Below are 14,020 nucleotides of genomic sequence, written 5' to 3' on the forward strand. Positions count from 1 at the left end.
CCCTCACCGGCCCAGGGCCCGTGACAACAGGTCCACCACCATCGGCACCACCCCCACCAGCACGAACGCGGGCAGGAAGCACAACCCCAACGGCATCACCACGAGCACGCCCAACCGTTCGATCCGCGCGGCCGCCCGCGCCCGCACATCCCGGCGCAGGTCGGACACGTGCCGGTCCAACAGGTCGGCCACCGGTGCCCCGGTGTCGGCGGCCCGGGCCAGATCGCGACCGGCGGCCGCCAACGGTTCGGGCAGCACCCCGGGCTCGTCGGCCCAGGCCAGGGCCGGGTCGGCGCCGAGCCGCAGCCGTTCGGCCACCCGCGCCAGTTCCCCGCCCAACCGCCCGGGCGCGGCCCGGGCCACCGCCGTCAGGCAGGCGGGCAGGGGCGCCCCGGCCCGCATCCCGGCCGAGATGAGACCGATCACCACGGGGACGTCCCCGGTGACCTCGATCCGATCCCCGGCCGTCGTGGAGCGCCCGCGCGCCCACCAGACGGCGCCGCCGACCACCGCCGCGCCCACCCCGAGCGGTCCGAACAGTGTCCCGAGCAACGTCACCGCGCCCGCCCCGGCCAAGGACATGAGCAAGGGGCGCCCGGGGAGGGATCGCCGTGGTGCGGGTGGTGGCCGCAGTCGGCCGCCGGGGCCACCGCCCAACGCGACCCATACCCCCGCGACCCCGCACACCACGGTGATGACGGCGAACACGATCCCCCCTCTCATCCGACCGCCGCGCGCACCAGCCGCAGCGTCCACCACAGACCCAGCAGGTTCAGCAGCACCCCGGAGACCAGGCAGAGCACCCCCAACGGGGTGGTGAACAGGAACGTCAACGGCGCGCCGCCCAACCCGGCCGACATCAGCAACCCGACCAGCGGGAGCACACCGAGGATGACCGCGGTGGTCCGAGGTCCACTGGTGCGCGCGGCGATCTCGGCCCGTAGCTCCTCCTGTTCGGTGAGCTCGGCGGCGAGCGCGTCCACGACCTCCGCCAGTCCGGCCCCGGTGTCCGCGGCCACCTCCCAGCACACCGCCAGGTAGGCCAGGGCGCGCAGATCCGGATCCGCCTCGGCGGCCTCGCGCAGCGCCTCGGCCCCGGGTTCTCCGCCGATCGCCCCGAACATGCCGGGTCCGGCCGCCGCGAGACCGGCCCGCAACGCGTCCTCCGGTGGCCGTCCGGCCCGGAGTTCGGCGGCGAACACCCGGCACAGCGTGATCACCTCGCGCCGCTGTTCCCGTCCCCGTGTCGATCCGGTCCGCAGGGCTCGCGCCCGGGTCACCGCCCGCGCCACCGACGGACCCCGGTCCATCACCGGCACCCATCCGCCGGGCCCGGAGTCGGCCAGCACTCCCAACGCCACCAGCCCCACGGCGCACACCCACACCACCGTCATCGCACGGCCCCGTTTCTCGCGCTTCCGCGCTCCCGTTCACACCGGCCCCGTATCCGGCGCTTCCGCGTTCGCGTCCGCCGGTTTCCCTTCGCTCCCGCGCTTCCGCTCACACCGGCCCCGTTGCCCGCGTTCGCGGTCGCTGCGGCCACGGCCGGAGAAGCCATCCGTCGAACCGACGCCCGCCACCCTCGGCGGCCCGGCCCGGTTCCGGGTCCCGGTGGTAGCGGGCGCGCGTCTGGAGGTGGATCGGCGGGCCACCTTCCGGAGCGGGCCGGATTCACCGGCGCAGGCCTTCGCCGACCCGCGCGATCAGCTCGCCCATGCCCGGATGCTCCCGGTGGGCGCCGTCGGCGGCGAACGACACCGCGGGCACCGTGTGCACCAGGCCCTGACGGTCGTGCCCCAGCACCCGCACCTCCGACAACCGGCGCCCCCCGGCGTCCCGGACCAGGTGCACCACCAGCACCCGCGTGGCCGCCAACTGACTGTGCACCGCCTCGCGGCCGAGACCGGCCGCGCAGCCGAGCGCCTCCACCCGGGCCGGCACGTCCCCCGCGCCGTTGGCGTGCAGGGTCCCGGAACCGCCTTCGTGTCCGGTGTTGAGCGCCCCCAACAGGGACACGATCTCCGGTCCCCGGGCCTCGCCGACCACCAACCGGTCCGGGCGCATCCGCAGCGCCTGACGGACCAGTACCTCCAAGGTCACCTCGCCGCTGCCCTCGATGTTGGCCGGGCGGGTCTGTAGACGCACCACGTGCGGGTGATCCGGGCGCAGTTCGGGGGAGTCCTCCGCCAGCACGATCCGCTCCCGTGGATCGACCAACGACAGCAGCGTCGACAACAGGGTCGTCTTGCCCGTGCCGGTGCCACCGCTCACCAGGAACGCCGCCCGTGACACGACCATCGCGCGCAACAGCGCGGCCCCGTGGGGTGTCAGGGTTCCGCAGGCCACCAACTCGTCCAGGGTGAAGGCCCGTCGGGGCGGCATCCGCAGGGACACGCACGCCCCCGTCGGCGAGATCGGCGGCAGTACCGCGTGGAGACGCGCGTTGTTCGGTAGACGGGCGTCCACATAGGGCACCGCCGCGTCCAGCCGCCGTCCCGCCTGCGCCGCCAGTCGCTGGGCCAACCGCCGCACCGCGTCGGCCGACTCGAACCGCACCGCCACCCGGCGCAGCCCGCCACCGTCGTCCACCCACACCTCGTCGGGTCCGTTGACCAGGATGTCGGTGACCCCGGAGGTCATCAGCTCCTCCAACGGCCCCGCCCCGGCCAGGTCCGCGGCCAACCGCCGGGTCAGGGACAGCACCTCGGTGTCGCCCAGCACCCCGCCCTCGGCCCGCAACGCCGCCGCCACGTTGCCCGGGCTGACCGGCGTCCCCGACGCCACCAACCGGTTGCGCACCGCCTCCACCAGCTCCGGGCCTTCGGCGTGCCGGCCGGGTGGGGCGTCCGTGCTCAGGGGACCGGCCTTCGAAGGGCGCCACGGGGCCCCTTCGGCCGGCGCGTTCACCGGGGCACCCCCGTCAGGTCGGCGACGAGCCGGTCGGCGAACCCGGCCAGCGGCGAACGCGGATGGTCGGCCGGCCGCCGCCCCGCCGTGAGCGTCCGCTCCAGCCCCGGTTCCGGCGGCAGATCGGCCCCCAACGGCAGCCCCAGCCCTCGGGCCACCACGTCGGCGGTCAACCCGCCCGAGGCCCCGCGCACCACGGCGCGCACTTCACGGGACTCCTCCCGTAACCGCGGCACCATCGCCGACGCCGCCACCACGGCGGCCACCTCGGCCGGGACGACCAGCAGTACCAGGTCGGACCGGTTGAGGAACGCCGTGACCGCCGATCCGAACGAACGCGGCAGGTCGACGACCACCAGATCGCACCCCTGTCGGGCCGAGTCCAGCATCGCCCGGGCCGCGTCGGCGGGCAGGGGACCACGACGCGGGTCGGGCCCGTGCATCCAGGTCAGCACCGAGATCCCGGTCGGGCCGGGCAGCCGCGGGGCCACATCGGACCACCGCAGGCGTCCGCGCCGCCCCACCAGGTCGTCCCAGCCGATGCGCCGCTCCACCGGATCACGTTCGCAGCCCAGGAGGATGTCGGGCCCGCACCCCAGCGGGTCGGCGTCGAGCAGTGCCGTGCCGTGCCCGCCCCGGGCGCCGGCCAACGCCAGGGCGACGGCAAGCAGACTCGCTCCGGCCCCGCCGCGTCCGCCGACCACCGCCACGGTCGGTGCCCGACGCCCGGGTGTCCCCCCGGCGGCGAGCAGCCCGGTCAGGACGTTCTCATCACGGGGCAGCAGCAGGGGGCGACCCGCGCCGAGGAGACCCGGTACCCGCTCCTCCCCGACGACCCCCTCGCGGGCGACGACCACGAAGCGGGCGTGCGGTGGCCGCTCGCCGGAGCGCAGTGTCGGGTACAGGTCGGCGCCCAGTACGACCATCGGGGAGCGCGGCCACGACAGCAGCGCGCGGTCGACGCTGTCGGCGGTGGCCACCCGGACCGAGGCGGCGGCCGACAACCTCAGCAGGTCGTCGAGCAGTCCGGTGTCGGCGGTGGCGATGAGGGGAGGTGCGGCGTCCATGGGGCCTCCGGGAACGGGAGGGTTACCCTTCGACCTTCGCCGATGCGGGGGACGCGGGAAAGCCCCGATCGCGCACCTGTGGACAACTCACCGGGTCGAGGAAGGGGCGAGGAGGGTGCCGGACCGGAGGGGTTCCGAAGACCTGCGGGCGGGATGCGCACACGGGGGCGGATGCACATCCCGCCCGACAGGCTCGGCGAGCGGGCCTCGTGCGACGTCCCGCGATAGGGGGGAGCGCGGGTGGGTCGCCGTCTCGGCCCTGGGGGGAGGGCCGGGCCCGCCCTTCGGAAGGGTCGACGAGGGGAGGGGATCCCCCGGACCACCGAAAAGCGCGTCGGCACGTGCGTTCCACGCGGGGCCGGTGCCGTCGGGCCGCGTAGGGAATACGCGCACGCCGAGGCTTTTACCGAAGTGGTGGGAACCGGTTCCCGTCGGAACGACGGGAACGACGTTACCACGTGACGCTGTGTATCGGTTCGGGAATCCAGGATGAAAAGTTGGGTCAACCACCTTTTCGGATCCCGGCTCCTGTCGTACAAAGAAAGTGATCGGTGGCTGAGATCCACCCTGACAGGTGAACCGGGAACCCACGCGCCAGCAGGCCTCGTTAGGCCCGCCTCGATCGAGGTGCTCTGCGAAGCACCAGGTCAGGCTATATGAATGGACGCTTGCTAACCCGGTGCAACGTGTCGGAGACGGCGCCCGGCGGATTCTCCGCGGGGCGTCGTTCGTCGTGTTCGACAGGAGTGCGAAGCAACTCCGAAACATTCGGTAACGGGTGAGCGTGACCGAACCGGTATCCTTCGTGCCTCGACCGGACCGTAAATGGACGAGTGATGGGCGTTGTTTCCCGTTCACCGTCCCGACGGCCCCTGTTCGGAGGTCCACCCGGACCGGCCGGCGGAGATCGAGGATCCGCACCCGGTGGCTCCGGGGCCCCGGTCCGGTCTCACCCGCGCTTGAGCGCCTCGCACGTGGCCAGCGAGTCCTGGGCCCCGGCCCGCACCGCACGGCAGCAGTAGGCGACCCACGCGGCCACACCCTCGGGCGTTCCGCCCATGTACCCGCGCAGCGCAGGCGCGTACTCCTCTGACAGCGTCCGATGACCCAGTTCGGAGGGCACCAACGACTTGGGGTCCAGCCCGCGCTCCACCAGCGTCAACCGCTCGGCGGCGCGCGCCACGATCCCGTCGCCCCAACCGAAGGGGCGGATCGCCATCAGTTCGCCGTGCACCACCGCCGAGGTGACCAGCGCCGGCACCGAGGTGCGCGCGGCCAGCAGCGCGTAGAGGCCCTCCATCCGGGCGTGCGCGGCCTCGGGGGACAACGGTGCGCCCACCCCCAGCGGGTCCTCGACCCGCTCTCCGGCCAGCCGCGGTCGCCCCAGGGCGTCGGCGGACACCGCGTCCGCCGCGGCGAGCGTGTGCAGGCGGGCCAGCACCTGGCGGGGCGCCTTCGGCCAGGTCTCCACCAGGGTCCCCAGCTCACCACCGACCCGCAGCGCGCCCTTGATCCGGGTGTCGTACACGTGCCCGGCGCGGATCTCGTCCATCGACACCTCGGCGCCCTCCAGGGCGGCCGACGCGCACGCTCCGCGCAGGGAGGACTCCATGGACACGTCGCTGCTGCGACGGCGCAGGATCCGGTGACCCAGCAGCCGGTCCACCAGGGTCCGGGTCTCCTCCACGGCCTCGGCCACGCCGGGGAGCGCGGCGATCCGGGCCAGCGGATCGGTCTGGGCGGCAGAAGTCGTTTCGCTCACGCGCTCCAACATACGCGCCGGTAACACCGGCCACCGACGTCCGACGCGTCCCCGCCCGTCCCTTTCCGCCCTGTCGCGCGACCGCTCGTCGTCCCCCGGTGACCGTTCACCGACCGTTCGTCGCGTGCCGGGTCGTCCCCGGCGCTGGACCCGACCCTGGATGTTCCACAGGTACAGACCACATGATTAATTTGGTGTGAACCAGCCAACGTAAGGAGAATCACAGTGGCCGACAGCACTCCTCCGAGCCAGGAGACACTGTCCAACCTTCTCCACGAGACGCGCAGCTTCCCTCCGCCGGCCGAGCTGGCCGCGAGCGCCAACGTCAAGGCCGAGGTCTACGACGAGGCCGCCGAGGACCGCCTGGGTTTCTGGGAGGAGCAGGCTCGCAGGCTCCAGTGGGACCAGCCCTGGGACAGCGTCCTCGACTGGCAGCCGCCCTTCGCCAAGTGGTTCGTCAACGGCAGGCTCAACGCCTCCGTCAACTGCGTGGACCGCCACGTCGCCAACGGCCTCGGCGACCGTGTCGCCTACCACTGGGAGGGTGAGCCGGGCGACACCCGCAGCATCACCTACGCCGAACTCAAGGACATGGTCTCCCAGGCCGCCAACGCCCTCACCGGGCTCGGCGTCACCAAGGGCGACCGCGTCGCCATCTACATGCCGATGATCCCCGAGACGATCGTCGCGATGCTGGCCTGCGCCCGCCTCGGCGCCGTCCACATGGTCGTCTTCGGCGGCTTCTCCGTCGACGCGCTCGGCCAGCGCCTGGACGACAGCCAGGCCAAGCTCGTCATCACCGCGGACGGCGGCTACCGGCGCGGCAAGCCCAGCGCGCTCAAGCCCGCCGTGGACGGCGCGGTCGCCGACCGCCCCGCCGTGGAGAACGTCCTCGTCGTCCGCCGCACCGGCCAGGACGTCGAGTGGACCGACCGCGACGTGTGGTGGCACGACCTCGTCGACTCCCAGAGCACCGAGCACACCCCCGAGGCGCACGACGCCGAGACGCCGCTGTACATCATGTACACCAGCGGCACCACGGCCAAGCCCAAGGGCATCCTGCACACCACCGGCGGTTACCTCACCCAGGCGTCGTACACCCACTGGGCGGTCTTCGACCTCAAGCCCGAGACCGACGTCTACTGGTGCGCCGCCGACATCGGCTGGGTCACCGGCCACTCCTACATCGTCTACGGCCCGCTCTCCAACGCCGCGACGACCGTCCTCTACGAGGGCACCCCGGACACCCCGCACCGCGGCCGGTTCTGGGAGATCATCGAGAAGTACAAGGTCACCATCGCCTACATGGCCCCGACGGCGATCCGCACCTTCATGAAGTGGGGGGACGACATCCCCGCCAAGTTCGACCTGTCGAGCCTGCGCGTCATCGGCTCGGTCGGCGAACCCATCAACCCCGAGGCCTACATCTGGTACCGCAAGCACATCGGCGGTGACCGCACCCCCGTCGTGGACACCTGGTGGCAGACCGAGACCGGCGCCATCATGGTGAGCCCCCTCCCGGGCGTCACCTCCGGCAAGCCCGGGGCGGCCATGCGCGGCCTGCCCGGCATCGCCGCCGACGTCGTGGACGAGAACGGCAACTCGGTGCCCGACGGCGAAGGCGGCTTCATCGTCATCCGCGAGCCGTGGCCCTCCATGCTCCGCGGCATCTGGGGCGACCCCGAGCGCTACAAGGACACCTACTGGTCGCGCTTCGAGGGCCTGTACTTCCCGGGCGACGGTGCCAAGAAGGACGAGGACGGCGACCTGTGGCTGCTCGGCCGCGTCGACGACGTCATGCTCGTCTCCGGCCACAACATCTCCACCACCGAGGTCGAGTCCGCCCTGGTCTCGCACCCCACGGTGGCGGAGGCCGCCGTGGTCGGCGCCGCCGACAAGGTGACCGGTCAGGCCATCGTCGGCTTCGTGATCCTGCGCAGCGGCGCCGAGGAGGTCTCCGAGGAGACGCTCAAGGCCCTGCGCGACCACGTCGGCACCTCCCTGGGCCCGATCGCCAAGCCGGCCCGCCTGCTGGCCGTGCCCGAACTGCCCAAGACCCGTTCGGGCAAGATCATGCGCCGCCTGCTGCGCGACATCGCCGAGCACCGAGCGGTCGGTGACACCTCCACGCTCACCGACTCCTCGATCATGGAGGTCATCGCCAAGCAGCTGCCGCCCGCCCCGCAGGACGACTGACACGCGCACCGACACACGGGGCGCCCCGGACCCTTCACCGTTCCGGGGCGCCCCTTCCCAGCAGGGAACGCTCACCCCGATGAACAAACCGGGGCCTCCCTTTGTGCGTGCCGTGAAGGACACCGATGGCGGTGCATGTGCGAGGATGCGGAGGATCATCCGCATGTTCGGACCGACAAGAAGGGAAACCCCGCGATGGTGGACAAGCCGGGTGCCGGTGGACCTGGCACATCCAGTGACGGCGACCGCTCCGTCGGCGAACTCGTCTCCGACGTCACCGACAACCTCTCCCGTCTGGTGCGTCTGGAACTCCAGCTCGCCAAGGTGGAGGCCAAGGCCGAAGCGGCCAAGGTCGGCAAGGGCATCGCCGGTTTCGCGGTGTTCGCCGTGCTGGCGCACATCTTCGTGATCCTCCTTTCGGTGACCATCGCCTTCGTCCTGTACGAGGTGGCGGGTCTGCCGGGGTGGGCCTCCTTCGCCATCGTCACGGGCTTCTATCTGCTCATCGCGCTCGTGTCGGCGCTGTTCGGCCTGCTCAGCTTCCGCAAGCTCAGGGGCTTGGAGCGCACCCAGGTGACCGGGGCGCGCCTGGGCCAGATCCTGCGCCGTGAGGTCGTCCCCCCGGGCGCGCGCGACATCGCCACCACCGACCAGGCCGGCGCCACCGCCACCTCCGGACGCTAGCCGCGCCACCGTGCTGGACGACTCGGCCGCCTACGTCGACGGCCCGTGGGACCACCGGACCGTCGGGGCCGCGGGCACCCGCTTCCACGTCGCCGAACTCGGTGAGGGGCCGCTGGTGCTGTTCCTGCACGGGTTCCCCCAGTTCTGGTGGGCGTGGCGGCACCAGATGACCGCACTCGCCGACGCCGGGTACCGGGCGGTCGCCGTCGACCTGCGCGGATACGGGGGCAGCGACAAGACCCCTCGCGGATACGACCTGGTCACACTGGCCCAGGACGCCGCCTGCCTGGTCCGCGCGCTGGGTGCGCGCGAGGCAGCGGTGGCCGGCCACGGGGTCGGCGGTCTGATCGGTTGGACCATGACCGCCTACCACCCGGGCACGGTCCGCGCCCTGGCGGCGGTCTCGGCCCCGCACCCGCGCCGGGCCGCCCGGGTCCTGCTCGCCGGCGGCCTCGGGACACGCCACATGCTCCGGGCCCAACTGCCGATCCTGCCCGAGCACCGCCTCCTCGCCGACGGCTGCGCCCGGGTCGGCGACCTGCTGCGGGAGTGGTCCGGTCCCGACTGGCCCGACGCCGAGGCCGAGATGCTCTACCGGACCGCGTTCTCCATCCCCAAGGTGTCCCACTGCTCTTTGGAGTACCACCGGTGGATCGCCCGTTCCCGGCTGCGCCCCGACGGGCTGCGCTACCACGCGCGCATGGGCGCCCCGGTGCGGGTCCCGGTGCTCCAGCTCCACGGCTCCCTCGATCCGGTGTGTCCGCCCGGGACGGCTCGCGCCTCACAGGGCTCGGTGACGGGGGCCTACCGTTGGAGGGGGATCCCCGGCGCCGGGCACTTCCCCCACGAGGAACGCCCGGACGCGGTCTCGGGCGCGCTCGTGGAGTGGCTCGGCGACCTCCCCGACGGTGACTGAGCGAGAAAGGCGGGACGTTCGATGTACACGGCGAACGACGACCGGGACCGGGCCTCCGACGGCCGGGCGCAGAACCAGCGACCCCGCGACCGCTACGGCCGACCGATGCCGCACGGCGCAGTCGGGGAGGTGGAGCGGGTTCCCGACGACGCCGAGTTCTCCGCGGAGGAAGGTCTGGAAACCGCCCAACGTCTGCTCGACGAGGGGTACGCTTTCACCGCCCACGAAGTCCTCGAAGCCGTGTGGAAGTCCTCCCCCGAGTCCGAGCGCGAACTGTGGCGCGGACTCGCGCAGACGGCGGTGGGCGTCACCCACGCCCAGCGCGGCAACCTCGCCGGGGCCGCGCGCCTCCTGCGTCGTGGCGCCGACCGCGTCGAGCCGTTCGGTCCCGACGCGCCGCACGGTGTGGACACCGACGGGGTGGCGGCCTTCGCCCGCGGGTTGGCCGACGGCCTGGACGCGGGTCGTGTGACTCCCGGAGACGGGGTCGACCCGTCCGGTCTGCGCCTGCGCTGAGGCCCGAGGGGACGATGCGGTCCCTGAGGTCCACGAACCCCCTGATGCCTTTGCGGTCCCTCGGGTGTGTGAGGCCCCTGGGATCCGTGGGTCTCCCGAGGCCTCCGGGGCTCGGTTCCCTTTTTCTGGGCTTATGCGTACTTTAACGTTAACACTGCATTACGTCATTATGCAAGGCAAATATCGCAGATAAAGGCATTTATGCGTTTTTCGAGATCACCGATGGATCACATCTTTGATCATTCTCGAAAAAGTCGCCAATCCGCACTCTTCTTTTTTCTTCGGGCTGCGTAGAATTCCCGGATCACCGCCCGCGAGCGCGTGGCGCGGGCAGTGGGCACCACAACCGAAGGTGGCACCGCTTCGACCCCCGACCACGTGCCGTCGGGCCAGCTCAGGCCCCTTCCGGACGACGGTACGCGCACGACCCGGCGAGGGATTCCCCTCGCCTCGCGTGTACGGGGGAGAAAAGGTCGTGCCCGTCTCAAGGAGGACGGATTGTCTGGGCTCAACCTCGCCGCTCAAAGCGGCACGGCCCTAGCACTGGAAGGCGTCGACTTCACACTCGTCATCATCGTCATGGCGGTGGCGCTTCTCGCCCTCGCCGTCGCGGGGGTGCTGGTACGTGAGGTCCTCGCCGCCGGACAGGGCACCGAGCGAATGCGCAACATCGCCGTCGCGGTCCAGGAGGGAGCGGGTGCCTACCTCAGGCGACAGTTCCGCACCCTCGCGGTCTTCGTCGTGGTCATTCCACTCCTGCTGCTCCTGCTGCCGGCCGACTCGTGGGCCATCGCCATCGGCCGCTCCCTCTTCTTCGCCCTCGGCGCGCTGCTCTCCGCCGCCACCGGCTTCATCGGCATGTGGCTGGCGGTCCGGGGCAACGTCCGCGTCGCCGCCGCCGCTCGCGGAGGCGGCGAGAACGACAGCCGCACCGCCATGCGGATCGCCTTCCGCACCGGCGGCGTCGCCGGCATGATCACCGTCGGCCTCGGCCTGTTCGGCGCGGCCCTCGTGGTGCTCCTCTACCGGGGCGACGCGCCCATCGTCCTGGAGGGCTTCGGCTTCGGTGCCGCCCTCCTGGCCATGTTCATGCGCGTCGGCGGCGGCATCTTCACCAAGGCCGCCGACGTCGGCGCCGACCTCGTCGGCAAGGTCGAGCAGGGCATCCCCGAGGACGACCCCCGCAACGCCGCCACCATCGCCGACAACGTCGGCGACAACGTGGGCGACTGCGCGGGCATGGCCGCCGACCTGTTCGAGTCCTACGCCGTCGTGCTCGTCGCCTCCCTCATCCTGGGCCGCGTCGCGTTCGGCACCGAAGGCCTGGTCTTCCCGCTGTTGGTCCCGATGATCGGTGTCATCACCGCCATCATCGGCATCTTCCTCGTCGCCCCCCGCGCCCGCGACAAGTCGGCGATGTCGGCGATCAACCGCGGTTTCTTCATCTCCGCGGCGATCTCCGCCCTGCTGGTCACCGCCACCGCCTTCTGGTACCTGCCCGGGAGCTTCGAGGAGCTGTCCGGCGTCAGCCAGGGCGTCCTCGACGAGATCGCCGCGGCCGGCACCGACCCCGACCCGCGCGTCATCGCGGTCGCCGCGGTCCTCATCGGCCTCGTCCTCGCGGGCGCCATCCAACTGCTCACCGGCTACTTCACCGAGACCGACCGGCGACCCGTCCGGGACATCGGCAACAGCTCCGAGACCGGGGCCGCCACCGTCATCCTCTCTGGCATCTCCGTGGGCCTGGAGTCGGCGGTCTACTCCGCGCTGCTCATCGCCGGCGCCGTCTACGCGGCGTTCCTCCTGGGCGGCGGTTCCATCACCCTGAGCCTGTTCGCCGTCGCCCTCGCCGGCACCGGCCTGCTCACCACCGTCGGCATCATCGTCGCGATGGACACCTTCGGCCCCGTCTCCGACAACGCCCAGGGCATCGCCGAGATGTCCGGCGACGTCCAGGGCAAGGGCGCCGAGATCCTCACGAGCCTGGACGCCGTCGGCAACACCACCAAGGCGATCACCAAGGGCATCGCCATCGCCACGGCGGTCCTGGCCGCCACCGCGCTCTTCGGCGCCTTCCGCACCTCCGTGCAGGAACAGCTCGGCGACACGGAGGTGTTCTCGCTGTCCCTGGACCACCCCGACGTCCTGGTCGGGGTGATCATCGGCGCCAGCGTGGTGTTCTTCTTCTCCGGTCTGGCGATCACCGCCGTCGGCCGCGCCGCCGGCCGGGTGGTCCTGGAGGTGCGCGAACAGTTCCGCACCCGCCCGGGGATCATGGACGGCACGGAGAAGCCCGACTACGCCCGGGTCGTGGACATCTGCACCCGTGACTCGCTGCGCGAGCTCATCACCCCGGGTCTGCTCGCGGTCCTGGCGCCCATCGCGGTCGGCTTCGCCCTGGGCTACGCCCCGCTCGGCGCCTTCCTCGGCGGAGCCATCGCCGCCGGTGTCCTCATGGCGGTGTTCCTGGCCAACTCCGGTGGCGCCTGGGACAACGCCAAGAAGCTGGTCGAGGACGGCCACCACGGCGGTAAGGGCTCGGAGGCCCACGCCGCGACCGTCATCGGCGACACCGTCGGAGACCCGTTCAAGGACACGGCGGGCCCGGCCATCAACCCGCTGCTCAAGGTGATGAACCTGGTCGCGCTGATCGTCGCGCCCAGTGTCGTGATCTACGCGGACAACGTCGTGCTCCGGGTCGGCGTCAGCGTTCTCGCGGTGGCCGTCCTGGTCGGCGCGGTCCTGTGGTCCAAGCGTCTGGGCTCGGGCACCGAGACCGAACCGGCCGAACTCGAACGCGACGCTCCCAAGGCCGACGACGACCACGGCGCGCCCACGGACGACGTTCCGGCGGTGGAGGCGGACTCCACCGTCACCGACGAGAGCACGGAGCGGGACAACAAAGAGGAGGCCCGCACCCAGTGACCCGCTGATCCCCGGGTGACGCCGGGTAAGGGGCCGTCGGAGGAGCGCCTTCGACGGCCCCTTCTACCCTGGGGGTAACACAACGTATTCAGGGGGGTGGTTCCCGGTGTCGGGAATGAAGGGTCTGCTCGTCATCGTGGGGGTCATGGTGGGCTTCATCGCCGTTCTCGCCATCATCGCGTCGGTGATCGCGTCGTGAACGGTCGTACGCTCCTCCTGCTCCGTCATGCCAAGGCCGAGGCGGGATACGGGGTCATCGATCACGACCGTTCCCTCACCGACCGGGGAAGGAGCCAGGCCGAGGCGGTCGGGCGCCTCCTCGCCGAGCAGGGGTACGCCCCGGACCACGTGATCTGTTCGTCGGCGAAGCGCACCCGCCAGACCTTGGACGGTGTCCTGGGGGTACTGGGGGGACAGGAGACGTTCACCGCCCCGGAGATCGACTACTCGGAGCCGGCGTACACGGCGGGCGTGGACTCCCTGGTCGAGCTGATCACCTACGTCGACCCGCGAGTGCGCACCCTCCTGGTGGTGGGGCACAACCCGACCATCGCCCAACTGGCCGCCTCGTTCGTGGGCAACGAGGCCCTGGTGTCGTACTCCCCGGCCACCGTCTCCGCGGTGGAACTGGAGGTCGAGTGGCTCTACGCGGCCCCGGGCACGGGGACGGGGCGCCTGCTCAACTGAATGTGACCCAGGGCACGCACGGGATCGTTTGCGTCGAACCGGAGCGAGGGGTAACGTTCTCCGAGTCGCCTCCGACGGGCCCAAGGCTCCGAGGGGCACGACCGAGCGAGACGAACGCGAAAGCGGGCGAGTCGGTCGATCTTCTCCTCTCCGAAATCCAACGGTCCGAAGCAGTGCTGCGGACATGTAAAATCGGAGAGCGCTTCCAAAGGAAACAGAGGAAGCGAGTCCTTCACTTCAGAAGGTTCCGGAAAGCGCCGATTTGGCGGGACACGGAAACGCTGATAAAGTGAGGGCACAACAAAGCGGAAACGCAAACGTCTTCCACGGAAGAGCACGAGCGGACCTTCGAGGTCCGGG

The 14,020-nt window shown here is 71.5% G+C and carries 11 protein-coding genes; 6 read left to right on the forward strand and 5 right to left on the reverse strand.

Annotated elements, in window-relative coordinates; genetic code table 11:
• Positions 1-3 precede the first annotated feature (3 nt).
• From PWG71_RS24375 to PWG71_RS24395, 5 genes are all read right to left on the reverse strand, one after another.
• Positions 4-711 carry a type II secretion system F family protein gene (locus PWG71_RS24375; RefSeq protein ID WP_274812330.1) on the reverse strand — a complete coding sequence of 236 codons (708 nt, stop codon included), beginning with the start codon at positions 709-711 and terminating at the stop codon, positions 4-6.
• An 8-nt stretch (positions 712-719) separates the two neighbouring features.
• A complete protein-coding gene (locus tag PWG71_RS24380) occupies positions 720-1,394 on the reverse strand; it encodes a type II secretion system F family protein (RefSeq protein WP_274812312.1) in 675 nt (224 codons plus the stop codon).
• Positions 1,395-1,671: 277 nt separating this feature from the next.
• Complete coding sequence (locus PWG71_RS24385; protein ID WP_274812331.1) at positions 1,672-2,811, reverse strand: TadA family conjugal transfer-associated ATPase; 1,140 nt, start codon at positions 2,809-2,811, stop codon at positions 1,672-1,674.
• 92 nt (positions 2,812-2,903) lie between these two features.
• Positions 2,904-3,974 (reverse strand): septum site-determining protein Ssd, encoded by a 1,071-nt coding sequence (ssd, locus tag PWG71_RS24390; protein ID WP_274812313.1) that lies wholly within the window; start codon positions 3,972-3,974, stop codon positions 2,904-2,906.
• Between the two features lie 949 nt (positions 3,975-4,923).
• The gene (locus PWG71_RS24395) at positions 4,924-5,748 is read right to left on the reverse strand and encodes an oxidoreductase (RefSeq protein WP_274812314.1); all 825 of its coding nucleotides are present in this window, start codon (positions 5,746-5,748) and stop codon (positions 4,924-4,926) included.
• 213 nt (positions 5,749-5,961) lie between these two features.
• Between PWG71_RS24395 and acs the strand changes: the two genes are divergently transcribed.
• The 6 genes from acs (at position 5,962) to PWG71_RS24425 (ending at position 13,660) form a co-directional block, all read left to right on the forward strand.
• Positions 5,962-7,932, forward strand: coding sequence for an acetate--CoA ligase (gene acs / locus PWG71_RS24400; RefSeq protein ID WP_274812315.1), 1,971 nt, complete (start codon positions 5,962-5,964; stop codon positions 7,930-7,932).
• A gap of 195 nt (positions 7,933-8,127) precedes the next feature.
• Positions 8,128-8,616, forward strand: a complete 489-nt coding sequence (locus PWG71_RS24405; RefSeq protein WP_274812316.1) for a phage holin family protein — start codon at positions 8,128-8,130, stop codon at positions 8,614-8,616.
• Between the two features lie 10 nt (positions 8,617-8,626).
• Positions 8,627-9,532 (forward strand): alpha/beta fold hydrolase, encoded by a 906-nt coding sequence (locus PWG71_RS24410; protein WP_274812317.1) that lies wholly within the window; start codon positions 8,627-8,629, stop codon positions 9,530-9,532.
• A gap of 21 nt (positions 9,533-9,553) precedes the next feature.
• Positions 9,554-10,048, forward strand: coding sequence for a DUF309 domain-containing protein (locus PWG71_RS24415; RefSeq protein ID WP_274812318.1), 495 nt, complete (start codon positions 9,554-9,556; stop codon positions 10,046-10,048).
• Between the two features lie 498 nt (positions 10,049-10,546).
• On the forward strand, positions 10,547-12,973 hold the full coding sequence (locus tag PWG71_RS24420) for a sodium-translocating pyrophosphatase (protein ID WP_274812319.1): 2,427 nt from the start codon (positions 10,547-10,549) through the stop codon (positions 12,971-12,973).
• A gap of 195 nt (positions 12,974-13,168) precedes the next feature.
• On the forward strand, positions 13,169-13,660 hold the full coding sequence (locus PWG71_RS24425) for a SixA phosphatase family protein (RefSeq protein ID WP_274812320.1): 492 nt from the start codon (positions 13,169-13,171) through the stop codon (positions 13,658-13,660).
• The last annotated feature ends 360 nt before the right edge of the window (positions 13,661-14,020 follow it).

The sequence above is a fragment of the Nocardiopsis sp. N85 genome, assembly GCF_028882275.1.
Lineage (GTDB): Bacteria > Actinomycetota > Actinomycetes > Streptosporangiales > Streptosporangiaceae > Nocardiopsis > Nocardiopsis lambiniae.